Source organism: Pseudomonas sp. 14P_8.1_Bac3 (assembly GCF_025466085.1).
Classification (GTDB): domain Bacteria; phylum Pseudomonadota; class Gammaproteobacteria; order Pseudomonadales; family Pseudomonadaceae; genus Aquipseudomonas.
Map to the genome: position 1 here is coordinate 112,207 of NZ_JANLOD010000008.1, position 24,306 is coordinate 136,512.

The 24,306-nt window shown below is 56.4% G+C and carries 24 protein-coding genes; 11 read left to right on the forward strand and 13 right to left on the reverse strand.

Features of this window, described 5'->3' with window-relative positions:
* Window positions 1–144: 144 nt before the first annotated feature.
* Window positions 145–681 (reverse strand): YbhB/YbcL family Raf kinase inhibitor-like protein, encoded by a 537-nt coding sequence (locus tag NTD84_RS03520; protein WP_262163606.1) that lies wholly within the window; start codon window positions 679–681, stop codon window positions 145–147.
* A 475-nt stretch (window positions 682–1,156) separates the two neighbouring features.
* On the opposite strand from NTD84_RS03520, the gene NTD84_RS03525 reads away from it, so the two are divergent.
* The 4 genes from NTD84_RS03525 (at window position 1,157) to NTD84_RS03540 (ending at window position 4,851) form a co-directional block, all read left to right on the forward strand.
* Window positions 1,157–2,095, forward strand: a complete 939-nt coding sequence (locus tag NTD84_RS03525; RefSeq protein ID WP_262163608.1) for a LysR substrate-binding domain-containing protein — start codon at window positions 1,157–1,159, stop codon at window positions 2,093–2,095.
* A gap of 224 nt (window positions 2,096–2,319) precedes the next feature.
* On the forward strand, window positions 2,320–2,967 hold the full coding sequence (locus tag NTD84_RS03530) for a response regulator transcription factor (RefSeq protein ID WP_262163610.1): 648 nt from the start codon (window positions 2,320–2,322) through the stop codon (window positions 2,965–2,967).
* 105 nt (window positions 2,968–3,072) lie between these two features.
* Window positions 3,073–3,456, forward strand: a complete 384-nt coding sequence (locus NTD84_RS03535) for a response regulator transcription factor (RefSeq protein ID WP_262163612.1) — start codon at window positions 3,073–3,075, stop codon at window positions 3,454–3,456.
* A 195-nt stretch (window positions 3,457–3,651) separates the two neighbouring features.
* Window positions 3,652–4,851 (forward strand): NAD(P)/FAD-dependent oxidoreductase, encoded by a 1,200-nt coding sequence (locus NTD84_RS03540; protein ID WP_262163613.1) that lies wholly within the window; start codon window positions 3,652–3,654, stop codon window positions 4,849–4,851.
* A gap of 276 nt (window positions 4,852–5,127) precedes the next feature.
* Here NTD84_RS03540 and NTD84_RS03545 read toward each other — a convergent pair whose 3' ends face one another.
* The gene (locus NTD84_RS03545; RefSeq protein ID WP_262163614.1) at window positions 5,128–5,361 is read right to left on the reverse strand and encodes a hypothetical protein; all 234 of its coding nucleotides are present in this window, start codon (window positions 5,359–5,361) and stop codon (window positions 5,128–5,130) included.
* A 514-nt stretch (window positions 5,362–5,875) separates the two neighbouring features.
* Here NTD84_RS03545 and NTD84_RS03550 point away from each other — a divergent pair.
* Entirely contained in the window at window positions 5,876–6,439 is a 564-nt protein-coding gene (locus tag NTD84_RS03550; protein ID WP_262163616.1) for a PAS domain-containing protein, read from the forward strand.
* A 25-nt stretch (window positions 6,440–6,464) separates the two neighbouring features.
* Window positions 6,465–6,953 (forward strand): sensor histidine kinase, encoded by a 489-nt coding sequence (locus NTD84_RS03555; RefSeq protein ID WP_410017324.1) that lies wholly within the window; start codon window positions 6,465–6,467, stop codon window positions 6,951–6,953.
* Between the two features lie 109 nt (window positions 6,954–7,062).
* On the opposite strand, the gene NTD84_RS03560 is transcribed toward NTD84_RS03555, so the two are convergent.
* The 6 genes from NTD84_RS03560 to NTD84_RS03585 all read right to left on the reverse strand — a co-directional run bounded on the left by NTD84_RS03560 (window position 7,063) and on the right by NTD84_RS03585 (window position 13,896).
* Window positions 7,063–8,508 carry a catalase gene (locus NTD84_RS03560; protein WP_262163620.1) on the reverse strand — a complete coding sequence of 482 codons (1,446 nt, stop codon included), beginning with the start codon at window positions 8,506–8,508 and terminating at the stop codon, window positions 7,063–7,065.
* Between the two features lie 132 nt (window positions 8,509–8,640).
* Window positions 8,641–9,015, reverse strand: coding sequence for a response regulator transcription factor (locus NTD84_RS03565; RefSeq protein WP_262163621.1), 375 nt, complete (start codon window positions 9,013–9,015; stop codon window positions 8,641–8,643).
* Window positions 9,016–9,187: 172 nt separating this feature from the next.
* The gene (locus NTD84_RS03570; protein WP_262163622.1) at window positions 9,188–9,763 is read right to left on the reverse strand and encodes a ferritin-like domain-containing protein; all 576 of its coding nucleotides are present in this window, start codon (window positions 9,761–9,763) and stop codon (window positions 9,188–9,190) included.
* Window positions 9,764–9,887: 124 nt separating this feature from the next.
* Window positions 9,888–10,598 carry an AraC family transcriptional regulator gene (locus NTD84_RS03575; RefSeq protein ID WP_262163623.1) on the reverse strand — a complete coding sequence of 237 codons (711 nt, stop codon included), beginning with the start codon at window positions 10,596–10,598 and terminating at the stop codon, window positions 9,888–9,890.
* Between the two features lie 49 nt (window positions 10,599–10,647).
* Window positions 10,648–12,099, reverse strand: a complete 1,452-nt coding sequence (locus NTD84_RS03580; RefSeq protein ID WP_262163624.1) for a sensor histidine kinase — start codon at window positions 12,097–12,099, stop codon at window positions 10,648–10,650.
* A 309-nt stretch (window positions 12,100–12,408) separates the two neighbouring features.
* Window positions 12,409–13,896 (reverse strand): sensor histidine kinase, encoded by a 1,488-nt coding sequence (locus tag NTD84_RS03585; protein ID WP_262163626.1) that lies wholly within the window; start codon window positions 13,894–13,896, stop codon window positions 12,409–12,411.
* Between the two features lie 497 nt (window positions 13,897–14,393).
* Between NTD84_RS03585 and tynA the strand changes: the two genes are divergently transcribed.
* The gene (tynA, locus tag NTD84_RS03590; RefSeq protein ID WP_262163627.1) at window positions 14,394–16,676 is read left to right on the forward strand and encodes a primary-amine oxidase; all 2,283 of its coding nucleotides are present in this window, start codon (window positions 14,394–14,396) and stop codon (window positions 16,674–16,676) included.
* Window positions 16,677–16,825: 149 nt separating this feature from the next.
* On the opposite strand, the gene NTD84_RS03595 is transcribed toward tynA, so the two are convergent.
* Together NTD84_RS03595 and NTD84_RS03600 are read right to left on the reverse strand one after the other, a co-directional pair.
* A complete protein-coding gene (locus NTD84_RS03595) occupies window positions 16,826–17,134 on the reverse strand; it encodes a cupredoxin family copper-binding protein (RefSeq protein ID WP_262163628.1) in 309 nt (102 codons plus the stop codon).
* A gap of 14 nt (window positions 17,135–17,148) precedes the next feature.
* Window positions 17,149–18,117, reverse strand: a complete 969-nt coding sequence (locus tag NTD84_RS03600) for a metallophosphoesterase family protein (protein WP_262163629.1) — start codon at window positions 18,115–18,117, stop codon at window positions 17,149–17,151.
* A 154-nt stretch (window positions 18,118–18,271) separates the two neighbouring features.
* Here NTD84_RS03600 and NTD84_RS03605 point away from each other — a divergent pair, with 154 nt between their 5' ends.
* Complete coding sequence (locus tag NTD84_RS03605) at window positions 18,272–18,784, forward strand: sigma-70 family RNA polymerase sigma factor (protein ID WP_262163630.1); 513 nt, start codon at window positions 18,272–18,274, stop codon at window positions 18,782–18,784.
* Window positions 18,777–19,514, forward strand: a complete 738-nt coding sequence (locus NTD84_RS03610; RefSeq protein WP_262163631.1) for an anti-sigma factor family protein — start codon at window positions 18,777–18,779, stop codon at window positions 19,512–19,514. The genes NTD84_RS03605 and NTD84_RS03610 overlap by 8 nt, the downstream gene beginning before the upstream one ends.
* 130 nt (window positions 19,515–19,644) lie before the next feature.
* Here the strand turns inward: NTD84_RS03610 and feaR are convergent, their stop codons facing one another.
* From feaR to paaY, 3 genes are all read right to left on the reverse strand, one after another.
* Entirely contained in the window at window positions 19,645–20,568 is a 924-nt protein-coding gene (feaR, locus tag NTD84_RS03615) for a transcriptional regulator FeaR (RefSeq protein WP_262163632.1), read from the reverse strand.
* Window positions 20,569–20,653: 85 nt separating this feature from the next.
* Window positions 20,654–21,577, reverse strand: a complete 924-nt coding sequence (gene paaX / locus NTD84_RS03620) for a phenylacetic acid degradation operon negative regulatory protein PaaX (protein ID WP_262163633.1) — start codon at window positions 21,575–21,577, stop codon at window positions 20,654–20,656.
* A 154-nt stretch (window positions 21,578–21,731) separates the two neighbouring features.
* Window positions 21,732–22,328: a phenylacetic acid degradation protein PaaY gene (gene paaY / locus NTD84_RS03625; protein WP_262163634.1), complete on the reverse strand. Its 597-nt coding sequence runs from the start codon at window positions 22,326–22,328 to the stop codon at window positions 21,732–21,734.
* A gap of 361 nt (window positions 22,329–22,689) precedes the next feature.
* Here paaY and paaF point away from each other — a divergent pair, with 361 nt between their 5' ends.
* Together paaF and paaG are read left to right on the forward strand one after the other, a co-directional pair.
* Window positions 22,690–23,463 carry a 2,3-dehydroadipyl-CoA hydratase PaaF gene (gene paaF / locus NTD84_RS03630; RefSeq protein ID WP_262163635.1) on the forward strand — a complete coding sequence of 258 codons (774 nt, stop codon included), beginning with the start codon at window positions 22,690–22,692 and terminating at the stop codon, window positions 23,461–23,463.
* 49 nt (window positions 23,464–23,512) lie between these two features.
* Window positions 23,513–24,304, forward strand: coding sequence for a 2-(1,2-epoxy-1,2-dihydrophenyl)acetyl-CoA isomerase PaaG (paaG, locus tag NTD84_RS03635; protein WP_262163661.1), 792 nt, complete (start codon window positions 23,513–23,515; stop codon window positions 24,302–24,304).
* The last annotated feature ends 2 nt before the right edge of the window (window positions 24,305–24,306 follow it).

Genomic DNA, 24,306 nt, shown 5'->3' on the forward strand with positions numbered 1-24,306 from the left:
AGATGGCGTTTGAACCACTGGAGACGGTTGACTGTAGCATCCCCCCAGCAGGAGGCTCGGAGGCGACTCTGCAGAGGCAGTGAGCGTGAGTAAACGTGGACGAGCGATGATCCGGGTGTGCGACTGAAGAGATGCTTTCCGAGACTATCGGCTGTAGTTAGCGGTGAGGGTCGCTTTGGCTAAGACATTAGCATTGAGCATATAACCCACAAGCGCACCGCTGGCTTGGGCATCAAGCGCTAGTTTTTCCACTTTCAACGCCCAAACGGTGAATTGGTAGTGATGCGGCTTGTCACCGAGGGGCGGACAAACGCCGCCATACTCCGATCGGCCATAATCAGTCCGCCCTTGGATCGCACCGACGGGCAGGTGGTCTCCACCACTGGGCAAACGCTTAATCGAGGGCGGAATGTTGAATACCGTCCAGTGCCACCAGCCACTGCCTGTCGAGGCATCCGGATCATAGACAGTCACGGCAAAACTCTTTGTACCCGCCGGCGCATTGCTCCAGGACAACTCGGGCGATATGTTCGCGCCTTCACAGCCGAATCCGTTGAAGACTTCACGTTTCGTAAGTGGCCGATCGTTAGCGATATCTCGACTGGTCAGCGCAAAATCAGCAGCGTGGCTGGCCAGTGATACGCTCAAGCACAGGGCAAATGGAATCAGTTTGATTTTCATCGCGACCTCATGGGTGGTTTAACACCTGCTACGTTAAGCCGCGCAAAAGCAGGGGGCACTCATTCTGTAGAACATCCTTTTAATCTCTCAGGATGAACCCTTACAGCCTAAGTTGCATTTAACCCCCCAAAGGTATAACGCCTGTATACCCGAGCATCCCTTTACGGTAAGTACCAGCCTGAACCATCACTCTCTGCCGGGCCTGCTCTGATAGCGCGAGCATCATGATGGTTCGGTGAGCGGCACTATCAACGACGTATCACCCAAGCCCGGGCGTTCGACTGCAGATATACCTCGGTATGACGCAGGCACACTAGTGCGCTAAACCGATGGACTTGTGCATAAACGACAGTGCCCGTGGCTATCGTTAAAGTAGCACCATGCCGCGATACAGGACCTTTGAGGGTACTCATAGATTTCGAGCGTTCAGGCGGCTATCCATCTCACTCCCAAGGCCATAGCCCAAGAGGTCGATATGCTTAGTCGAAATGATCTGCGCCGAACTGATATGAGCCTGCTTGTCCTTTTCGAAGCCATGATGCACGAGCGCAATGTCAGCCGCGTTGGCGAAAAATTTTTCATCGGGCAGCCTGCAGTCAGCAGCGCATTAGCGCGTTTACGAGTGATGTTTAACGACCAGTTGTTCATTCGTAATGGTCGCTACATGGAGCCGACGGCGCGTGCCGCAGATCTTCACGAACTGCTCACACCGATGCTCGACACCATCGCGTCCACACTGGACCAAGTCGCCGATTTTGATCCTGCCGACAGCAACAGCACCTTTCACATCGGGCTTTCTGACGACGTCGAATATGGTTTGCTGCCGATGTTCCTTCGTCATCTGAGGGCTGAGGCGCCAGGGGTAAAACTGGTGGTTCATCGAACGAACTGTAGCCATATGTCGAGCTTACTGGTCAGTGGCGAAATATCAGTGGGCATCAGTCATACCAGTGAACTGCCCGCGACCTCCAAACGTAAATTTCTTCGCCTGATCAGGTTCATGGCACTACGAGCCGACTTGGGAAACGAAGCCCTGAGTCTCGATGAGTTCTGCAGACGCCCTCACGCAACAATATCGTCCATGGGTAGTTTGATTGCCGATGTTGATCGAGTATTGAAGCAGATATCCCGCACCCGGCTTGCCGTGCTAGATGTTCCGCATTTCAGCGCGCTGGCGGTGCTGCTGGCAGATAGCGACCTGCTGGCGGTCGTGCCGGATTATGTGGCGAATGCGATGGCCACGTGCGCAGGAATCAGGGCAGAGCCACTGCCGTTTGAAATAAGTGCTTTGGAATTATCGATGGTCTGGCGCGCTGTTGCCGACAATGACCCGGCTGAACGCTGGTTGCGCTCGCGCTTCAGCGAATATTTGAGTGATAGCAGCCGCCGGCTGTTGTCGATTGTCGCAGCCTGATGGGGTGCGAATCGCATCGCACACGGCTTGGCAGAAATTCTGGGATTTCCGTCATGTCCACTTTGCGCAGGCTCTTCTAGAATTACCTTGGGACGCTATACCCAACGCGAGCCCGAGCCTAGACGGCATACACCTTCAGCGTGATTTAGCGCGGGTACAGGGTGTAACTTTCACTCCATGAGGAGTTAACCCAATGACGGCGCCAGACCAGTGGACACTTTGCGATGACCAGCCAGATGACCAGCACAGTGATAAATGATACTCCCTGCGTTTACATCGTCGATGACGATCGGCTTTTAAGAGAATCCTTGAGCAGCTTGTTGCGCTCTATCGGCTGGCGCGTAGAGATGTTTGCGTCGGTGGCTGAGTTCCTGAGCTACAAAAGACCTGAAATCAACAGCTGTCTGGTGCTCGATGTCAGATTGCAAGGTATCAGCGGGCTGGATTTCCAGAACCAACTTGTCAAATCTCAAGAGACGCTCCCCATTGTTTTCATGACTGGGCATGGCGACATAGCAATGTCGGTCAAGGCAATGAAGGCCGGCGCGGTGGACTTCCTGGCAAAACCGTTCCGTGAACAGGATTTGCTGGATGCCGTAGGTTTGGCACTTCGCAAGGATGCGGAGCAACGCGAAGCGAACAAGAGCATGACCGAACTGAGTAATCGCTACCGAACATTGAGCGCTCGCGAACAGGAAATCATGGCGATGGCCGCCTCAGGCTTGATGAATAAACAAATTGCCAGCGAGGTGTGCTTGAGTGAAATCACTGTGAAAATTCATCGCTCGAATGTCATGAAGAAAATGCATGCCAAGACGTTTGCCGAATTGGTACGCATGGCGGAAACCCTGAAATTAGGCCAAAAAAAATAAAATATATATACCCATGTATTAATTAAGGTAAAGCGGACAGGGGGTATGGTATGGGAAGGGACAGTCAGCAGACTTGACCACTATTATCATTGGAAGGCGAGCAAATTGGTTACCCGCCAAGCAATAGCCATTATCGATGACGACGACAACGTTCGCTCATCCCTCGACAGCCTGCTGCGTTCATATGGCTATTCTGTGCATCTATATGACAGCGCCGAAACATTTCTAACCTCGGGCAGGGTCATTTCGACGGCTTGCATAGTGTCCGATATTCAAATGCCTGGCGTGAACGGGTTGCAGATGTACCAACATCTCCTGGCGCAAGGGCATGTTATTCCGGTGATTTTCATTACCGCCTCTGCCGACGATGCGCCACGCGTTGCGGCCTCCAAGCTTGGGGCTTGCTGTTACTTGTCCAAACCATTCGACGGGCAAAGCCTTATCAACTGCCTGGACATAGCGCTTAAATCAAATAATAAGGCGCATTAGAAAGTACTCCGCCCTAAAGGCTGACACCCTCCCCTTACGCCAATCCGCCTGCCATTATACGAAGGTATAGCAGGCTGAAACTTAATGATTAGCGAGACCAACTAATGTGGCAATGACTGCAAGGACCAGGCTGATTACAGTGGAGCTCTGTGTAAGAACGATCCGCCCTCTTAACATACGACTCCGGGGTTTAACATGAAACGACATATTCTCGTACTGGGTGCTGGATTTGGTGGTGTATGGAGCGCACTGAGTGCTGCACGAATACTGGACCAGCATAGCTGCACAGATGTGCAGATCACGCTAATTGCCCCCCAGGCAGAACTCCGTATTCGTCCACGATTCTATGAACCGAACGTCCATGAGATGAAGGCGCCTCTGGGTGAACTGTTCGACGCCGTCGACATCAAGTTCATCCAGGGAACGGTTGACGGGATTGATGCAGCCAACAAACGCGTTCAGTACAGCACAGCGCCCGGCATTCATACCTGGATCAACTACGACAAGCTGGTACTTGCTACGGGTAGCCGACTGAACCGGACCAATCTAGAGGGTATTGAACACACCTTCGACGTGGATGAAATCGAGACTGCCGCGCACCTTGAGGGGCACATCAAAGCCTTGGGCAGTTTGCCTGACACGGATGCTCGCAACACGGTAGTGGTGTGCGGCGGTGGATTTACTGGAATTGAAACCGCTACCGAAATGCCGACGCGCCTGCGTGCAGTGCTCGGCGCCGAAGCGAAGATCAACGTGATAGTGGTTGATCGCGGTACGAAAATCGGTGCCGCTCTGGGCGAAGGTATAAGCCCCTCGATCGCCCAGGCCTCCGCAGACCTGGGTATCGAATGGTGCCTGGACTCCTCTATAACCGCCATCGATCCGAACGGGGTTACCCTTGCAGATGGTCGTCGCATCGAATCGAAGACAGTCATCTGGACTGTTGGGTTCCGTGCAAGCCCTCTTACAGAGCAGATTGCAGGCGAGCGGGATCCGCTGGGGCGTCTGCATGTGAATGCAGATCTCAAGGTCGTTGGACAAAACGATATCTATGCCGCTGGCGACGTCGCCCATGCAGCCACGGATGACCAGGGGCACATCGCCGCAATGTCCTGCCAGCACGCTATTTCGCTGGGTCGACATGCCGGTAATAACGCCGCCGCGGCTTTGCTGGGGGTTCCTACCACCGCTTATAGTCAACCCAAATACGTGACCTGCCTTGATTTGGGTGAGTGGGGTGCGGTTTATACAGAGGGTTGGGATCGCCAATTAAAGTTGGTAAAAGAGGAAGCCAAAGAACTGAAACACAATATCAACTCTATCTGGATTTATCCGCCCGTAGCAGAGCGTACAACAGCATTGTCAGCAGCAGACCCGTTAATTCCGGTCGCGTAATACCGTGTAGTCTTCCCGTAAAAGTTGTAGGTACTTTCGCCTGGCCAATATCTTGGGCCAGGCATTTTTTTGCCTTCAATAAGCGCATCGGTCATAAAACATACCACCGTATCATCCCATCATACAAACTGACTAATAGATATACCGATGTTAGGTTTGATCGCGTTCATACACACATCAATACTGTCACTGCAAAGTAAACACCCAGATTAAATCTCCAACTTATTTGCAGGTGTAAACATGAAAATATTACCTTTGATTTTCTCCATGGCCGTTTCAGCCGTTGGTGGCACATTTGCTGTCACCAGTTGGGCAGTAGAGGGAAGCGCGCAAAACGTTAGTACAAGTGTCCTCCGCACCCATCGAGATCACATCGCGGAGGGTGCTGGAGGCGCCGACTCGGAGCGTGTTGCCTCCGATGGTGCTGATCGAGTAGGCGATAACCGCGTCGCCTCCGATGGTGCCGATCGAATAGGTGGCAGTCGCGTCGTGTCCGACGGCGCCGAACATGTGGGCGCCAGCAGGCTGGCAGATTCGGGCTACCGAACTTCACCGGAGGTACGGGTCGCCGATACGGGATATTCAGGTATCAATCAGGCGGCCAGTACTTACTTCTGCGGTCCCTGCCGATGACCGGCTGACGCAAGTCGAAGGGAAAACGCAAATCCAGTGTGAGGTCCATCATCCCGATGAAGCGTCGAGGTGATGGACCGATAAGTTCCAAGTTCAAAATCCGACAGGCATGAAAGCTGGGTTAATGGTTTATTGCCAAACATTGTTTAATTTCAAAAACAACCCTGCCTCGATATCTTAAATTCAAGGGATGGCGCAGCGGCATGAGTAATACCGATTCCCCAAGTAAAGGCAAGCGCGCGGGTATAAACCTGCTTTCGTATTTCGTCACACCCGACTATACCGCGAAGATGAGCACTCCCCCCTCAACAGTGTCAGTAAAAGCCGCTATGAGACATGGCTAATCTGGGGCATCGGCTTAGTCGTCACGGCTGGCATCATCGTGATCAACATGGCAGCCCATCACCGAGACATTGCCGCTACGGTTATCTACCTGACATTGCTGTTAATGGCCGCCAATGTCTTCACTATCAGGATCGTGGTGGGTGTGTACCTGGTGTGCATGGCAACCATTGTGGTGATGTTCTTCGTGGATGCGGGATATCAGGACTGGGACACGTTCACCAGTTTCGTCCGCTGTCTGACGGCATTGTCGGCCATTGGATTCCTTGCCACTCGCGCCAAACAAGCGGCGGACAACCTGCATCTGCACCAGATTTACCTGACCGGAGCTCAGCGTCTGAGCCACACAGGGAGCGTTAATTTCAGCGCCATGACCGAGCTCATGTCGTGGTCGGGCGAAAGCGCGCGTATTTTTGAATATCCGGTGGGTATGCCTGTATCCAAGGCGATGGTGCTGGCCCGTACTCCTGTGGAGGACCATGTGCAGGTCCACGATGTCTTCGCACGAGCGGCTCGACGTGAGCCGCAGATCGAAATCCGCCATCGATTGCTGATGCCAGACGGTCGAATCAAACACGTGCACATGATCGCAACCCCTGACCGCTATCACTAGCAGCGCCGAAGGTTGCCGCCGTTGGTTGGACCGACCGCATCCGGAAATACCCGAAGCCATGCGCGCACTGAACCAGATCAACGATAGCGCACGCCGGGCCAGCGAAGTCATCAGTCGTGTCAGGGCACTGGCGCGCAAGACCAACCCAGTGCGCCGACCAGAACGGCTCAACGACATCATCAAAGAAACGCTCAACGTGGTGCATTACGAAATAAACGATACCTGTCAGGCAATGAGTGGTGTCGAACAGCATCGCCGTCTGCTACGCGTAAGAACATCCCTCACAGAGGACGAGGTGACCCTTGAAATTTCGGACGGTGGGCCGGGGATAGACCCTGACGTATTCCCATCGTTGTTCACTCCGTTCTTCAATACCCGGGAAAGCGGAATGGAAATGGGGTTGTCGATCTGTCGATCGATTATTGATTTTCATGAAGGAAAGATCTGGGCGCGTAACTTGATAAACGGTGCATCGTTTTTTATCTCCCGGCCTAAAATACAACCGCCGGAATGATCCATTACCTGATACCCCACAACAGCTTGAAAGGTATGGAGCGAACCTCGCGATAGCCAGACATCTACGGAAGAAACCAACTATCGCAATCGAGCCCGCTCCATCATTCTTATTTACGGTCGAGCTGGGCCAGCGCCTCGGCTATCCCCTTCCCGTAAGAACGGTCTGCTTGAGTGCAATGCGCGATATGGCGCTGCATCACCTCCTGAGAAACACCGCTAAGCGCACGCGCGGTGTTTTCGAACAGCCTCTGTTTGTGAGATGCCGACATCAGACGAAACAAGTTGCCTGGCTGTTCAAAATGGTCGTCGTCTACACGATGGTCCCAATGACCCGCCGCACCGGAAACCATCAGCGGCGGCTCGCGCCATTCCGGTTGATCTGCCCAGGTGTCTTCGCTGTTGGGAACATAGGCCAGTTGGCCTCCATAGTTACCATCCACGCGCATGGCGCCATCGCGGTGAAAACCGTGCACTGGGCAACGGGCGGCGTTGACGGGAATCTGGTGATGATTGACGCCGAGGCGATAACGCGCGGCATCGCCATAGGCGAAGAGGCGCGCCTGCAACATCCGGTCAGGTGAAAAACCAATGCCCGGCACCACATTTGACGGTGAAAACGCAGCCTGTTCGACTTCTGCAAAAACGTTTTCCGGGTTGCGGTTCAATTCAAAATGGCCCACTTCCATCAGTGGGTAATCTTGATGCGGCCAGACCTTGGTCAGGTCGAACGGATTGACAGCGTGTTCTCCAGCCTGGGCCTCGGACATGACTTGTATGTAAAAGGTCCAGCGCGGAAAGTCGCCCGCTTCGATGCTGTCGTACAGATCTCGATGATGGCTTTCCCGGTCTTGACCTATAAGCGTTTGCGCCTCGGCGTCGCTCAAGTTCTGGATGCCTTGCTGCGATTTGAAGGTGAACTTGACCCAATACCGCTCGTTGTCGGCGTTGATCAGACTGAAGGTGTGACTGCCAAAACCGTGCATATGCCTGTAGCTGCGCGGGATGCCGCGCTCGCTCATGAGGATAGTTATTTGGTGCAAAGCTTCAGGCAGGGACGTCCAGAAATCCCAGTTGCTCTGCGCATTGCGCATACCGGTGCGAGGGTCACGCTTGACCGCGTGGTTAAGGTCCGGGAAGCGCAACGGATCGCGGAAAAAAAACACCGGCGTGTTATTGCCCACCAAGTCCCAATTGCCTTGTTCGGTATAGAACTTCAAGGCAAAACCACGAATGTCTCGCTCGGCATCGGCTGCGCCACGCTCGCCGGCCACGGTGGAAAATCGAGTGAAGATCGGTGTTTGCTTTCCCACTTCTGAGAACAGTTTAGCCTTGGTATAACGCGTTACATCCTGGGTCACAGTGAACGTTCCATAGGCGCCGGAACCTTTGGCATGCATGCGCCGCTCTGGAATCACTTCACGGTCAAAATGCGCGAGTTTCTCCAATAACCAGACATCCTGCAGTAACGCGGGGCCACGATGGCCGGCGGTCTGTATATTGAAGTTGTCGACGACAGGCGCCCCGTTGATCGAGGTAAGTTTTTGTTTAGCCATGGCATGCTCCTTTAAGATCATATTTCGTTGGAAACCGTGAAAAAATCGAATGAGCGATAATTAATGAAGTTAAAACTTTCGCCGCAGAACAAGACAATCTTTGCGCTTGAGGAGCAAATCTGTTTGTCAACATCAACGGCTACGTTTCAAAATCTTTTCTATGCACGCCAATAATGCGTCTGCGCTGAACGGCTTGGAAAAATAAGCTTCGGGCTTTCTGACGTTGGCACTAAATTGCGGTGGTGGCCCAAGCATCCCGGTAATAAAAATTGTAGGGATATGGATACCCATAGTTGCAAGCGCCTCATACATTTTCACCCCGCACATTCCAGGCATCTGAATATCTGAAATAAGACAGTCAGTCTGTTCTGGACCATACGACTCAAGAAAAGCCAACGCGCCGGTGTAGGTATGCACTGTATAGCCGTAAGAGCGGAGCAAACTGTCCAATGCTGTAAGAACAAATTCATCATCATCGACGACTGAAATAATTGCTGAATTGGACATGCGAGACCTGATCTTTGCGGGTGGCCGTAGTGCTTGCCAATCCTGCAAGATACGCGCTCGATAATATAGAATGGGTATCTTTATGGTTTTGCGCCGTCAGGAGCGCCTCGCCACTTGAGTGAAGTTGCTCAAGCTTTGTTATTATTTCCGTGTTTCAAACAACAGGCAGCATTTACCCAGCATCACGGTCGCCAAGGTCGCCTTTGATTAACGCCAGGAAACGAGTGCTGTGATGAATGCATTTTTCAAAATAGCGATTGCTCGCGCTGTCTTTGTTAGCCACAGCGTGTTCGTGGTAGTTGCTAAGCAACGTGACAGAGTCCTGCAGTCGGTGCGCCCGCTGATGAATGTTCAGCAGGCAATCAGCGAAACAGTTTGACTCGCAATGGTCATTCAAACTGTACAGGGTAGCGACCTCGGTGTAGCCACCTAAGTCAGTAATACTGCTCGCTAAAAATTCGGCATACTCGATATTGGTTTGCACAAGCTTGCGAAACAGATGGTGCAAAGGCAGAAAGCTGACATTGCGCAGGTGCTGCTGGCCGCGTTTAAGTTGCGCAAGGATGCCCAAGGCAATACCCAGCGTTTGAGTCAATGTATCGATGATGTCTACGCGCTCGGCACTGGATAAAGAGGTGTGCGCGCCGTAACTACTAATACGTAGTGGATGACTGACCATGTACATCTTGTGCAATGCGTTCATGACAACCGTCTCAGGGTGGCGCTTCGGCGCGATAAGTTTATTCATCTGATGTGTCCAGCCTACGCCCAGACAACTTCGATAACACTCCTACCTTCAGACAGCGAACTAGCACATGGGGTCAGGGCCTCTATACCTAGGTATAAACGGTTAGCCGCGCAAGGACTTCAGCTCATACGCCGGACGAATATTGCGATTTCAGCAGTGGGCTCCATAGCTCCTGGTTGTCCGGGCGCCGGTAGTACAGCAACAAGTGACGGGCGACCTGCATCGCTACTTCCCGGCCATTATCGGCTTCAACCAGTGCGAGGGCCAGATCGATCCCTGCGCTGACTCCAGCGGCAGTCCATATTGATTTTTGCTGAACGAAAATAGCCTCACGATCAAGTTGGACATGCGGGAACAGTTGCTCGAAGTAATCGGCCATCGTCCAGTGAGTCGCTACACGCAGGCCATCAAGTAACCCGGCGCTGGCCAGGAAAAACGCGCCACTGCATATCGATGTAGTGCGATCTGCGGTGGTTGAAAACGCTCGCAACCAGTCGATCAGCGCTATGTTGTCGACTAAAGCCTGCCGAATGTGTGGAGAGCCCGGGACAATCAACGTATCTATAGGATCAAGGGCTATTTCATCCAGACCTTGGGTTTGTACGACAAGGCCCTCCCCGGTACGGACCGCCCCTCCAATCAGGCTCACTGTGTGCAGGTTATAGCCAGGCAGCTCAAGCTGGCTGAGCATTCGAGTCGCCGCCCAGAACACGGTTTGGGCACCCGTCAGATCCAGAAGGCCCATTTGCGGATAAGCCACGAAAATGACTGTGCGAGGTTGCGTTCGCAAAGGGTTGATCTGTTCAAGGTGAGGGGGCGTATCTTTTATGGCCAATGGTTGATCTCCAGGTGATTCATAGCAACTCGGATATAAATGAGGCTCATTAATTTTCTTTCAGGGGCGCCAGCGGAAGCGCAACCATAAACTGGGTACCACGCCCCACCTTACTGTTGACCCAGATGCGCCCGCCGTGAAATTCAATGATTGAACGACAGATCGAAAGCCCGATTCCAAGTCCGGTGGGTTTGGTCGTAAAGAACGGGTCGAATAACGAGGGGAGAATGTCTTTGGAAATGCCGCTGCCAGAATCAGCAACTTCAAGCACGACTTCACTGTCGTTAACCGATGTGTGGATGCGCAGTATTCTGGCCCGATCATGTACGCCGGCCATGGCCTGACAGGCGTTAATGATCAAGTTGATGATGACTTGCTGCAGTTGAATCCGGTCGCCGCTGATGAATACGCTGGGGGCGCCCAGGTGGCAGTGCGAGCGAACCTCATGGTAAGAAATATCATGTTGCATGAGTGCCAGTGAGTCGCTCACGATGGCTTCGAATAGTTCCACCGTGCGCTGCAACTCGCTCTGACGCGATAGCGCCCTGATGCAGGTGATGACGTCGGAAATCCTGACTGAGTTTTGAATAATGCGATCCACCGATTTCCCTGCTTCTTCCAGATCAGGTTCAGGACGGTTGATCCAACGCTTACAACACTCCCCACTGGTGATCAATGCCGCCAGAGGTTGGTTGATTTCATGGGCTATCGACGCGGCCAACTCCCCCATGGAAGTCAGTCGCGTCATATGTGCGAGCTTTGCCTGCGAGTGAAACAGCGCTTCCTCTGATTGTCTGGAGGCGGTCACGTCCATCAATGCGCCGAAGTATTCAATATGTCCGCCGTCTTTCAACATCGGGCTGGCGACCATCTGCACATGCTTGACGCGTCCGTCCGGCATGACCAGTCGGTGTTCAACTTCGATAAGGCCTTGGCGGCTTATCGCCTGCTCCAGAACACTATCGATAATGGAAAGATCATCTGGGTAAGTGCGCGCTCTGACCAGATCAAGCGTCGGCGTAACGTCTGATGGGTATTCGAAGATGCGCGAAGACTCTTCTGACCATGACAGGCTTATTTCGTGACCAATGATTATGCCGACGCTGCCGGTATGACTGAGCTTTTGCGCAGCCAAAAACAATGCTTCTTTACGCCGCCACAAGGAGGTCGCTTTTTTGTTACGCCAGACCAAGAGGATAATGATCAGCAAGCCAATCAGACTGCACACGAGCCCAGCGATAAGCTTGTAGTCAAGGTAACCTCCATCTGTAATTAAACCGTTACTCAAAATAACCACATTGCTGACAGCGACGGAGAGAAAGGCCGGGGGCGGGAGGAAGTTCGACGACATCAACACTAACGTGATGTAGAACAATGTCGATGCCACATCCAGGTCGAGGTACGCATTGGTCATAGTAATCATGCTGCCAACAGCAATGGCAGCCGGCCAGGCGACGGCGTACGACAGCATATATTTCTCGCAGCGTTTAATAACGGACATTGACTCTTCCAGATTGTTGCTATCGAGAGATATTACCTGATAACTACTAAAATCAAACCAAAGACATTGACACGTTAACGGTGCCCGAAAACACATGCTATTCCACGAGTTCGTATCCAGCACTACTGTATTGGGTCAGTTTGAGCACGACTAAGTATTAGGGACTTATACCAAGGTGTTAGCACTACTCTGCTGTAGCGATGGCAAGGACGCTGTATCGAAACGGATGAGTAAAACTCCGGTTGTTTCCACTTGGAAAACCAACGATTGCACAATCTTCATGTAGTCAGTTGCCGAAAGGCACCGGTGTCAGATGGCCGATGCGTACCCCGGTCCGTAAGGTATCAGTAGCGGTAGGGCAAACTGGAACGAACTACCCTGCCCCTCCTCGCTCGAGGCCCAGATCCGCCCTTGGTGGGAGTCAATGATCGAGCGGCATATGCACAAGCCCATCCCCAGACCTGTTTCTTTGGTTGTAAAGAACGGCGTGAACAGTTTTGACAGGACATGTACAGGAATTCCCCTGCCCTTGTCGGCCACCTCCAGACCCACTTCGTGATCATTAACCCAACTGCGAATCAGCAACTTCCGGTCGGATGCATTGACATCGTCCATGGCTTGGCACGCGTTGATAATCAGGTTGATGATCACTTGCTGCAATTGCACGCGGTCGGCACTGATCGGAACCTCGAAGGCCGTCAGTTCAATCTGAGGTCGGATCCCATGGTGGGCAAGTTCGTGCCTGACCAAAAGGAGGGTTTCGTTGATGATGTCGTTAAACGATTCGTTGCGACGCAGTGGATCGGTTTTGCGTGAAAGGGACCTAACTCGGAGCGTGGTCTCGGTGGCCCGGTTGGAACTTGCAATGATCCGTTCGAATGCCTTGCGCGCCTCGAACAGGTCGGGCACCGGCCGGCTTAGCCAATTGAGGCCGGCTTCGCCGCTACTTGTTATCGCCGCCAGCGGCTGATTCACTTCGTGGGCTATAGACGCAGCGAGCTCACCTAAGGAGGTGACGCGAGTAACGTGAGCCAGTTGAACCTGCGCCTGGTTTAACGCTGCCTCGGCCTGTTTGATGGCGGTGACGTCCATCAGTGCACCCAGGTATTCGAAGCGCCTGCCCCAATTGAAGAGCGGGGTGGCGATCATGCGTAAGTGTTTAACCCGGCCATCGGGCATCAGCAGGCGATGGCTGACCTCGATAATCGCTTCATGGCGTGCTGCTTTTTCGAAACCGGCCAGCACTTCCGGCACATCCTCGGGATGGGTACGCGCCAAAATCATGGACGCCGTGGGAGGTGTGCTCGGCGGATACTCGAATATTTGTGCCGACTGTTCCGACCAGCCGATCTTTCCCAAATCTGCGCAAAAGCCAAAACAACCCGTCTGACTCAAGCGCTGTGCACCGCTCATGTAAACTTCCTTGTGCCGTAGGTTGTCGGCGATCCGCTTGCTGCGTAGCGCTAATACAACGATCGCCGCAAGCAAGGACAAGTCGCGCAGGAACTGCACGGCTGATTCCCAATGACCAAACCCACCCTGATTCAGGAAAACCGCCGCGAGTGCCAGCATGCTCAATAGCAGTACGGCGATCACCCCGTTGATAGACAGTAGATTGACCGACATGAGCAGTAAGGCGATGTAGAACGGTGTCGTCGCGTAATCAAGATAAGTACTGCCGAGAAAAATCCCGCAGGCAACGATGAGTCCCATCAACCCTGACAATAGGTTTTCAAGCGGCTGAAGACGGATAGCGCGGAAGACGCTCGTCGTCCTTTTTGTTGAGCTATTAGGCATAAAAGTGCAAATCCTGTTACCGCAAGTCCGCGCTGCACAAATAGCAGGTTACTGGCCCTTGCCGATCATACGTAGATGTTTTGTGCTAACGGCAGGCCGAGAATCGATCAGCATGCTAGTAGCTCAAGTACAACGGATGCTAGGACAAATAACCCTAAAAACCTGCCACTGCGGACCGGTGCGCCGGGCAACGGATAACGGATGAATGGGTGCTCCCCTTTGTAGTAATACCTCCAGTGCTTCGCCTCAGGCTCGATCTTATGAAAACCTCCAACGGGATCAGAGCTGAGTAAATAAAATCATTGGCGAACTTGGAGCCGGCGTGGTCCGTCGTCTTCGTTACGGCGCCATTTTTTTGAAACCCCACAGCAGATCAGCAGGAACAGTTGATTTAGGCACAGAGCCAAAGGATTCTGGCAGCAATCCCAAAGTAGCCATCCATCGGCTGTAGCAAAGTGCGGTAATGCCAGTCATCGGCTTTCGTCCAGGAATTCACAATGTTCAGCTCCTTAGCCTCACTGAAAAGAAAACCCCTCGCCCGGCTCGCGCTGGCGATCACCCTGAGCACGTTGGGTCTGCCTTACTGGGCGGGCAATGCCGAGGCCCACGGTGGTCACGCCGAAATGGTGCCGCTGCAAGCGGGCCTTGAAGAATTCGGCGCCACGGTCAAATGGGACGACTACGCCGACCTGTTCGTGATTGCCAAGGACGGCGTGTACCTCAAGGTCAAACCCGGCAGCAAAGTCGCGATGCTCAACGGCAAGCGCATGGAACTGACCGTTCCGGTGGTGTTCAAGGGCAAGACCGCCTACATGTCCAAGGACTTCATCAACCAGGTGTTCCAGTCCGGCCTGGACAAGACCTTCGTGGTCGAGACCCGCCCCAACCCGCTCAATCCGCTGAGCGCCGACGAAATCAACACGGCCGTCAACATCGTCAAGCAGTCCGAGCATTACAAACCCGGTTTCCGCTTCACCGAAGTGTCAGTCAACGAACCCCCGAAAGAACAGGTGTGGAATTTCGTCTACACCGGGCAGAGCGTTGCCCAGCCGCGCCAGGCGAATATCGTCGTGCTCGACGGCAAGCATGTGATCGAAAGCCTGGTCGACCTCGACAGCAAGACCCTCAAGTCGTGGAAACCGGTCGAAGGCGCCCACGGCATGGTCCTGCTGGATGATTTCGCCACGGTGCAGTCGGCCATCGAAGCCAGCCCCGACTACGCCCAAGCCCTGGCCAAGCGCGGGATCACCGACGTGAAAAAGGTCGTGGCCACGCCGCTGACGGTGGGCTATTTCGACGGCAAGGACGGTCTCGCGCAGGACAAGCGTCTGCTGAAGATCGTCAGCTACCTGAACACCGGCGACGGCAACTACTGGGCGCACCCGATCGAGGGCCTGGTGGCAATTGTCGACCTGGAACAGAAGAAACTGATCAAGATCGAAGACGACGCGCTCATTCCGGTGCCGATGAAGCCGACGCCGTACGACGGGCGCGGGCGTAAAGGCACGTCGGTCAAGCCGCTGGAAATCATCGAGCCGGAAGGCAAGAACTACACCATCACCGGCAACAGCATTCATTGGCAGAACTGGGATTTCCACCTTCGCCTCGACTCGCGGGTAGGGCCGATCCTGTCCACCGTCACCTATGACGATAAGGGCAAGAAACGCAAAATCATGTACGAGGGCTCGCTGGGCGGCATGATCGTTCCGTACGGCGATCCGGACGGCGGCTGGTATTTCAAGGCCTACCTCGACTCGGGCGACTACGGCATGGGCACCCTGACTTCGCCGATCGCCCGCGGCAAGGACGCGCCGGAAAACGCCGTGCTGCTGGACGCCACCCTCGCCGCCTACACCGGCGCACCGACCTCGATTCCGCGGGCGATGGCGGTGTTCGAGCGCTACGCCGGCCCGGAATACAAACACCAGGAAATGGGCCAGCCCAACCTCAGCACCCAACGGCGTGAACTGGTGGTGCGCTGGATCAGCACCGTCGGCAACTACGACTACATCTTCGACTGGGTCTTCCAGCAGAACGGCACCCTCGGCATCGACGCCGGCGCCACAGGCATCGAAGCGGTCAAGGGGGTGAAATCGAAAACCATGCACGAGGCCACGGCCAAGGAAGACACGCGCTACGGCACGTTGCTGGACCACAACATCGTCGGCACGACCCACCAGCACATCTACAACTTCCGCCTCGACCTGGACGTGGACGGCGAGAACAACTCACTGGTGGAAGTGAACCCGGTGGTGCTGCCGAACGACCGCGGCGGGCCTCGCACCAGCACCATGCAGACCGAAAACAGGGTGGTCGGCACCGAGCAGCAGGCCGCGCAGAAATTCGACCCGTCGACCGTTCGCCTGCTGACCAATTTCGGCAAGGAAAACAAAGTCGGCAATCCGGTTTCCTATCAGTTGATCCCGTATGCCGGCGGCACGCACCCGGTGGCCAAGGGTGCCAATTTCGCCAAGGACGAATGGCTCTATCACCGCCTGAGCTTCATGGACAAGCAACTGTGGGTGACGCGCTATAACCCGGAGGAAAAGTACCCGGAAGGCAAATACCCGAACCGCTCGGACAAGGACTCGGGGCTGGGGCAGTTCACCCATGACAACCAGTCGATCGAGAACAGCGACGACGTGGTCTGGCTGACCACCGGCACCACCCACATCGCCCGGGCCGAGGAATGGCCGATCATGCCGACCGAGTGGGTGCATGTGTTGCTGAAACCGTGGAATTTCTTTGATGAGACGCCGACGCTGAATCACCCTGAATAAACCCGCGCAACCCTGTGGAAGCGGGCTGCCGGCGATGGCGATGGCGGTGGGTCAGTGCCATCGATGTTTCTGACTTACCGCCATCGCGAGCAGGCTCGCTCCTACAGGTGATCTGCAGCGTCTGGCCCACCGCTTTCACGAGGGGTGTTTCATTGGCTCACCACAATCTTTCCGATCATCTGCGGATGCAGTGCACAGAAATACTCGTACTCCCCCGGTGTGTCGAACACCCAGGAAAAACTGTCATTCGTATCCAGCGCTCCGGAGCGAAATGCTTTGTGGGTTTCCGCCACCGTGTGGGGGATCTGATCGTCGTTCACCCACGTCACTCTGGTGCCCACGGCAACGGTCAAATCCTTGGGCCCGAACATGAATTCCTTGATGTCGATTTTCACGTCCTGCGCCCACGCCGGCGTCGACAGCATCAGGCCCATCACGGCTAACAATCGCATGTTCATCAAAGCCGCCTCCCCTAGACCAGCGTCGAATCAATCAACGCCAGCGGATGATCACCCTGGGTCGCGCGCACATCGGTGAGCCCCAGATAATTGCGCAACTGATCGGCCGCCACGGTCATCGGCCCCGGTGCCGGCGCAGTCCCCGGTGCGGGTTGTGGATAAGCCGTGCCCCGAGCCGTGTGGAAGGTGATATTGCCTTCGACCTTCTGGATAACCTGGTGAATGTGTCCGTTCAACACCGTCACCGAACCGTATTTGCGCAGCATCGCGATCGCCTGGTCGCCATCCTCGGTGCCCCAGCCCCACGGCTGGTAAATCGTCCACAACGGGATATGGGTGAACAGCACGATAGGTGTGCTGGTCGAGACCGCGCGCAAGTCATCCGCCAGCCACGCCAACTGATCGGCGCCGAGGGTTGCTTCATGGCCGGCCTGGAAGTCGAAGACATTCACCAAGGCAATGAAATGCACGCCGTGGTCATCGAAGCTGTACCAGCCATTGCCTTTGGTGCCCTTGCCGTAGCGTTCGAGGTAGAGTTTTCCAGCGCCCTCGTCGAGTACATCGTGTTCACCCGGCACGTAATGCACGGTAGACGGCAGGCCCTTGAGCAGTTGCGCGGCGGTGTCGAACTCCTCGGGCTTGGACAGGTGGGTGATGTCGCCGGTGTGCAGGATCAGCGACGGCCGTTTCGGCAGTGCGACGACCCTGTCGATTGCCACCTGCAAGGTCTTGACCGGCTCCGGATTGGCTTCCTTGTTGAAGCCGATATGCGAATCGCTGATCTGCACGAAGTGGAAGGTGCTGTCCAGCGCCTTGGGGTCGGCGACGTTGCCGGCGTCGTCCAGGGCAAAGGCCCGGGGAATGCCACCGCTCAGGGCCCAGATCACCCCCACCCCGGCCCATGCCGAGCACTTCAGCAGCGTACGACGGTCGGGATCGAGCGGGCCGTCGGTGCGCCGCTGATGTTTTGATTGAATGTCCATCGGTATGTCCTCGCTGGCGAACTACAGTGATGTAGCTGACACGAGGTACAACCTTGTCGGACGAGTCTTTATTCCGTGTCGAAAAATAAATTTTTCCCCGGGAATAAAACACCGCGTAACACGGTTATAGGGGTGGGACGGTGCGGAAACCACTATGAAGCGATTTGAGGAGCTGATTGCGCCCCACATGGACGCGGCCTACAACCTCGCGCGCTGGCTCACCGGCAACGACAGCGCCGCGCGCGATGTCGTGCAGGAAAGTGCCCTGCGCGCGTTCAGGTTTTTGCAGCGTTTCGCCGACGGCAACCCCAAGGCCTGGTTCCTGACCATCGTGCGCAACGAAAGCTACACCTGGCTCAAGGCCTCTGCCGGGCGCCATTGGGTGGCGATCGATGACGAACTCTCGGCAGCAGACGCAGCGCTGAGCCACAGCCAGACCCCGGAGCTGCTGGCCATTCACACGGAAAACGCGGCACTGATCCAGCAAGCGTTGTGCGCTCTGCCGCCGGTGTTTCGCGAGGTGATTATTCTCAAGGAACTCGAAGACATGCCCTACAAGGACATCGCCCTGGTGGTCGACATCCCCATTGGCACCGTCATGTCGAGGCTGGCCCGGGCGCGCGCCCTGCTCAAGCTCGAACTATTGAAGTTGCACGATCATGAATGAACTCGACTGCACGGTTTGCCAGACACTGCTGCATGGCTACCTGGACAAGGAGCTTGACCCGCCAACGACAGCGACTGTGGCCGGGCATCTGGCCACGTGCGGCGAATGTGCGCGGTTGCATGATCAACTGAAGTTGCTGACGGTCAGTGTGAAGCGCCAGGCGACGTATTACGCGGCGCCGGCTGCGTTGACCGCCAGTGTGTTCGCCGCTGCTGCGCCGCCAAAGCGGGCCCTCGGGCGCTGGCGAAACGGGTTGGCACCGGCGTTTTCCGCAGCGGCGCTGGCCTTGGCACTCGTGCTCTATGTGGCCACGCCGGGCAGCGAACAACCCTTGATGGAGGAGGCAGTCTCCAGCCACGTACGTTCGCTGATGGGTGAACATTTGAACGATGTGGTGTCGTCCGACCGGCATACGGTCAAGCCCTGGTTCACCGGCAAACTCGACTTCTCGCCGCCGGTATTCGATTTCGCAGCGCAAGGGTTTCCGTTGCTGGGCGGGCGCCTGGATTATCTGCAACACCAGACCACGGCGGCGCTGACCTATGGGCGGGCCAAGCACATCATCAATGTGTTTATCCTGCCGACAACGGAGGCCGACAAGGCACGGCAAAGCCAGACGATTCGTGGGTTTAACGTGGTGTCGTGGCAAGCCAGCCACATGCGTTTCGTGCTGGTTTCCGACGTGGAGAAAGGTGAGCTGGAGGCGTTCAGTCAGTTGCTCAACCTTTAACGTTTCACGCCACAACACACAACCCTGTGGGAGCGGGCTTGCTCGCGAACGCGGTGTGTCAGTCGACATCTTTGTTGCTGGAACACCGCGTTCGCGAGCAAGCCCGCTCCCACAGGGGTTCAGTGTTTCTTCAACGTGTTGAGGCGTGCTTTTTGCGGTACTCGCCCGGCGAAATGCCGAAGCGTGATTTGAACGCGGTGGAGAAGTAGCTCGAATCCGAAAACCCCCACGAATACCCCAGCGCCGACAACTTCAGCTCGGTGCGCGTCTGGCGCAGGGATTCGGCGCACAAATCCAGCCGCCGATTCTTGATGTACCGCGCCACCACCAGGCCCTTCCTGGCGAACATCCGGTACAGCCCGCGCGTCGACATGCCGACCTCCCGCGCCAGCCATTCCGGGCACAACTCTTCCGAGCGGATGTGCTCATCAATAAAGCCCAACGTCTTGCGGAAGGTGCGCTCATGCACATCCGTGGAGTCTTCGCTGTGGCTGATCGCCGGACGCAGCAGGCTGACAACCGCCTCCAGCGTTGCTTCGCTTTCCGCCCGGCTCAGGCATTGCTGATGCGTGGCATCCAGAATCAGCCGGTGCGAGAGCATGGCGATGGGTGATGTCGCGGCGATGCGGTGACCGCACTTGACCTGATTGAAGCGCAACGTTTGCTCGACCAGTTGCGACGGCAGGATCAGCGACAACTGCCGGGAATTTTCGCTGTAGGTGAAGTCGCTGGGGCGCGAGGCATCGATCAGCGTAATGTCGCCCGCCGACAACAACACCTTGTTGTCACCCTGGGCCATGCCAGCCGTACCGTCGAGCTGAAACACCGCGAAGTACTTGCCACCCTCGCCCGCCGCCACTTCCTGGGGCGTGCGGTACAGCCGAGCCTGGCGCGCATCGACAAAACTGAGCTTCAGGGCGCCGTCCCGGTGCTCGCGGATCTGACCGGCAAACCCCTCGCCCAGAGGTTGCGCGTTGAAGGCGCCACAGATCTGGTTGATCTGATGAATCCACTGATCGAAACCATCACGGCGCTGTGCAATTGAAGAAATCATGTCGGGCCTCACGCAGGCTTGTTTTTATTATCTACGCCAATCCAAAGGTTCTCCTGAACGGTGAATCTTCCTGATCACCCGCGGGTTACTTCAGCCCGCCAAAACGTCGATAGAAGCTTTCGCCCACGTCCGGCAACGGACCATCGGCGGTCTCCAGTGCGCTGTTCAACCATTCCTCGGCCTTGGCGTAGATCAGCCGGTAAATATTGCGGCACAACTGCCGGGCAGCACGCCCCTCCCAATCGCCGGGCAACAGTTCGTCGGGCAATTGCGGGTCGCGCAGCAGCAGCTTGCGGTACTCATGAATAAGCAGGACACGTGCCAGGAAGCAGTCCGACGGTTGCAGGTTTTCCTGCTCGCGAAGCGCTTGCCAGAGCGGCCGGAACAGCTGGATGAACTCGCTGTAATGGGCCGCCAGTTCCTCGATGTTCCAGCTCTCGCGCACCTGCAGGCGCAGGGCCTTGGAGGCCAGTACGTCCTGCGCGGTGGTTTCAAAAACGATGGTGTCTTCCTGGGCCCCGAGGTCGAGCAGGGTCGCATTGACGTCGGCGCGGTCACTGCGCGGGCAGGCCAGCACGGCCGGCGAGATCGCACCAAAACCTTGCCATTCCAGTTCTTCGCGCACTTGTTTGCGCTTGTCCTGGGTCAACTGCGTCAACATCACCAGGCACCACGAGCCGTCCCACGCCGGAACGGTGGAGCTGTAGACCCGCTTGAAGGCCTTGTCGAACCGCCGGCGACCGGTGCCGGTCAGGCTGTAGTAACTGCGACGGCCGACCTTTTCAGCGGTCAGCCAACCTTCCTTGGTCAGGCGAAAAATCGAGGTGCGGATCAGCCGTTCATTGATGCCGACGGGCTCGAGCAATTGAATCAGGCTGCCCAGCCACACCGTGCCGCCGTGGGGTTCGATGGCGTCCCCGTACAGCGTGATGATCAGGGAGCTGGCGCGGATCGGCGTCTGCTCCTGGAAGCGGGTAATCAGTTGGTTCAGGGGTGTCAGGGACGACATGGGCGTACCGAGCTGAAAAAAGAAAAGGAATATACCGAAAGCATGACCCCTGTGGGAGCGAGCCTGCTCGCGATGGCGGTGTGTCCGCCGCCATAAAAGGTGGATGCCCTACCGTATTCGCGAGCAAGCCCGCTCCCACAGGGGGGCTCGGTGCTCATGAAGCACTGCCTTTGGGCCGCAACCCGCTGTCGCTGATGCGCGGGCGGTCGGGTTCCGGTTCGGTCAGCGGCTCACAGACCTGCATCTGTTCCAGGCAACGCTGGGCCAGTTGCTGGTACGCGCGGGTGCCCTCTTGTTTCCACGCCACCTCCTGATCGCTGAGGGTGCGCTTGACGCTGGCCGGCGCGCCCATGACCAGCGACTGCTCGGGGCATTCGAAGCCGGCCTTGACGAAGGCCGCCGCCGAAACAAAAGAACGCGCGCCGATCCGTGCATTGTCCATCACCACCGCATTCATCCCCACCAGCGCGTCGGCACCGACCCGGCAACCGTGCAGCACCGCGCCATGACCGATGTGGCCGTTGCGCTCGACCACGGTGTCGCTGTCCGGAAAACCGTGCATCACGCAGGTGTCCTGAAGATTGGCGCCCTCCTCCAGGACGATCCGGCCGAAATCCCCACGCAGGCTGGCCAGCGGTCCGACGTAGCAATGCGGCCCGACAATCACATCACCGATCAACACGGCCGACGGGTGAACGTAAGCGGTGGGATCGACCACCGGGGTCAAGCCATCGAGGCTGTAGCAGGTCATGGGTGGTTTCCTTTCTGGCGCATTCACAAAGCGATGCGGATACAGACTCATTTTGTATCACATCGCTTTTACCAGTACAAAGCAGAAAAACCGTATCACTTGATAATCCCATTGCCCCAGCCGTTCGGCGACGTTGGAAAACCCGGCTTAAAGCCAATAAAACTGGCTATTCCAGCAGAACAGAAGGCTCATTAAGTCCCACGACTAAAAACCACAGCTCGACCAATAAGACACATTAAATCAATTTTATTATTGCATTTGCGTATCACGTTGCAGGTATACTCGGGCAAAACCGGCCCACCGCGCCGATCCAATAATGAGCCGGCATCACAGCCGAGCGTGCACCGTGAGGGCATCCGCCATGCCTCTAACCCTTGCCGTCGATATCATCGCGCCGGGCGTTCGCCTGATTACCCTGCAGCGCCCGCAAGCGTTGAATGCCCTGACCACCGAATTGCTCGGAGAACTGGCCGAGGAACTGAGCAGCGCCGAAGCCGATCCCGACACCCGCGTCGTGGTCCTGACCGGCAGCCGCAAGGCCTTCGCGGCCGGCGCCGACATCAAGGAAATGGCCGAGCGCAACCTGGTCGGCATCCTTAACGACCCGCGCCAGGCGTCGTGGCACACCATCACCCGCTTCAACAAACCAATGATCGCCGCCGTCAACGGCTTCGCCTTGGGCGGTGGCTGTGAACTGGCGATGCACGCCGACATCATCATCGCCGGCGAAGACGCCCGTTTCGGCCAGCCGGAAATCAACCTCGGGATCATGCCCGGCGCCGGTGGCACCCAGCGCCTGCTGCGCGCCGTCGGCAAATCCATGGCCATGCAAATGGTCCTGACCGGCGAGTCGATCGATGCGCGCCAGGCCCAGCGGGCCGGCCTGATCAGCGAAGTGACCCAGCCGGAATTCACCGTCGACCGCGCCCTGCAGATCGCCCGCACCATCGCCGCCAAGGCGCCGCTGGCGGTGCGTCTGGCCAAGGAGGCGCTGCTCAAGGCGATGGACACCGACCTCGCCAGCGGCCTGCGTTTCGAGCGTCACGCTTTCACCGTGCTGGCCGGCACCCGCGACCGCGATGAAGGCATCCGGGCCTTCCAGGAAAAGCGCACGCCGACCTTCACCGGCGAGTAACCCGCCGAGCCCAATGAATTCGAACGACCTTTCAGAGAGCGCCATGACCATGAACTTCGAACACATCCTGTTTTCCATCGAGGCCGGCGTCGCCCTGCTCAGCCTCAATCGACCGGACCAGCTCAACAGCTTCAACGCGCAGATGCATGGTGAAGTGAAGGAAGCGCTGAAACAGGTGCGACAAAACCCCGACGTGCGCGTGTTGCTGCTGACCGGTGAAGGCCGCGGCTTCTGCGCCGGGCAGGATCTCAGCGACCGCAACGTCGCGCCGGGCAGCGCTGCGCCGGACCTGGGTGAATCCATCGAGAAGTTCTACAACCCGCTGATCCGCCAGTTGCGCGACCTGCCGTTGCCGGTGATCTGCGCAGTCAATGGCGTGGCGGCCGGGGCTGGCGCCAACATTCCGCTGGCCTGCGACCTGGTGCTGGCGGCGCGTTCGGCGAGCTTCATCCAGGCCTTCTGCAAAATCGGCCTGATCCCTGATTCCGGTGGCACCTGGACCCTGCCGCGCCTGGTCGGCATGGCCCGCGCCAAAGCCCTGGCCTTGTTGGGCAATCGCCTGACCGCCGAACAGGCCGAGCAATGGGGACTGATCTACCGCGTTGTCGACGACGCCGACCTGCGCAACGAAGCGCTGACCCTCGCCCGCCACCTGGCGACGCAACCCACCTACGGCCTGGCGCTGATCAAACGCAGCCTCAACGCCAGCCTGAGCAACACCTTCGACGAGCAACTGGAGCTGGAAAAAGACCTGCAACGCCTGGCCGGGCGCAGCGAGGATTACCGTGAAGGCGTCGGTGCGTTCATGGAAAAACGCAGCCCAGTTTTCAAGGGGCGCTGAGT

Excerpts from the sequence above, each read along its gene's own strand:
- NTD84_RS03580 (WP_262163624.1), bottom strand. The coding sequence starts at position 12,099 with ATGTCCGTTATTAAACGCTGCGAGAAATATATGCTGTCGTACGCCGTC.
- NTD84_RS03545 (WP_262163614.1), bottom strand. The coding sequence starts at position 5,361 with ATGTTCGGCGCCGTCGGACACGACGCGACTGCCACCTATTCGATCGGC.
- NTD84_RS03605 (WP_262163630.1), top strand. The coding sequence starts at position 18,272 with ATGAAGCGATTTGAGGAGCTGATTGCGCCCCACATGGACGCGGCCTAC.
- NTD84_RS03520 (WP_262163606.1), bottom strand. The coding sequence starts at position 681 with ATGAAAATCAAACTGATTCCATTTGCCCTGTGCTTGAGCGTATCACTG.
- NTD84_RS03600 (WP_262163629.1), bottom strand. The coding sequence starts at position 18,117 with ATGGACATTCAATCAAAACATCAGCGGCGCACCGACGGCCCGCTCGAT.
- NTD84_RS03585 (WP_262163626.1), bottom strand. The coding sequence starts at position 13,896 with ATGCCTAATAGCTCAACAAAAAGGACGACGAGCGTCTTCCGCGCTATC.
- NTD84_RS03525 (WP_262163608.1), top strand. The coding sequence starts at position 1,157 with ATGCTTAGTCGAAATGATCTGCGCCGAACTGATATGAGCCTGCTTGTC.
- NTD84_RS03565 (WP_262163621.1), bottom strand. The coding sequence starts at position 9,015 with ATGTCCAATTCAGCAATTATTTCAGTCGTCGATGATGATGAATTTGTT.
- paaG (WP_262163661.1), top strand. The coding sequence starts at position 23,513 with ATGAACTTCGAACACATCCTGTTTTCCATCGAGGCCGGCGTCGCCCTG.
- feaR (WP_262163632.1), bottom strand. The coding sequence starts at position 20,568 with ATGATTTCTTCAATTGCACAGCGCCGTGATGGTTTCGATCAGTGGATT.
- tynA (WP_262163627.1), top strand. The coding sequence starts at position 14,394 with ATGTTCAGCTCCTTAGCCTCACTGAAAAGAAAACCCCTCGCCCGGCTC.
- NTD84_RS03560 (WP_262163620.1), bottom strand. The coding sequence starts at position 8,508 with ATGGCTAAACAAAAACTTACCTCGATCAACGGGGCGCCTGTCGTCGAC.
- NTD84_RS03595 (WP_262163628.1), bottom strand. The coding sequence starts at position 17,134 with ATGAACATGCGATTGTTAGCCGTGATGGGCCTGATGCTGTCGACGCCG.
- paaX (WP_262163633.1), bottom strand. The coding sequence starts at position 21,577 with ATGTCGTCCCTGACACCCCTGAACCAACTGATTACCCGCTTCCAGGAG.
- NTD84_RS03570 (WP_262163622.1), bottom strand. The coding sequence starts at position 9,763 with ATGAATAAACTTATCGCGCCGAAGCGCCACCCTGAGACGGTTGTCATG.
- NTD84_RS03540 (WP_262163613.1), top strand. The coding sequence starts at position 3,652 with ATGAAACGACATATTCTCGTACTGGGTGCTGGATTTGGTGGTGTATGG.
- NTD84_RS03610 (WP_262163631.1), top strand. The coding sequence starts at position 18,777 with ATGAATGAACTCGACTGCACGGTTTGCCAGACACTGCTGCATGGCTAC.
- paaF (WP_262163635.1), top strand. The coding sequence starts at position 22,690 with ATGCCTCTAACCCTTGCCGTCGATATCATCGCGCCGGGCGTTCGCCTG.
- paaY (WP_262163634.1), bottom strand. The coding sequence starts at position 22,328 with ATGACCTGCTACAGCCTCGATGGCTTGACCCCGGTGGTCGATCCCACC.
- NTD84_RS03530 (WP_262163610.1), top strand. The coding sequence starts at position 2,320 with ATGACCAGCCAGATGACCAGCACAGTGATAAATGATACTCCCTGCGTT.
- NTD84_RS03550 (WP_262163616.1), top strand. The coding sequence starts at position 5,876 with ATGGCAGCCCATCACCGAGACATTGCCGCTACGGTTATCTACCTGACA.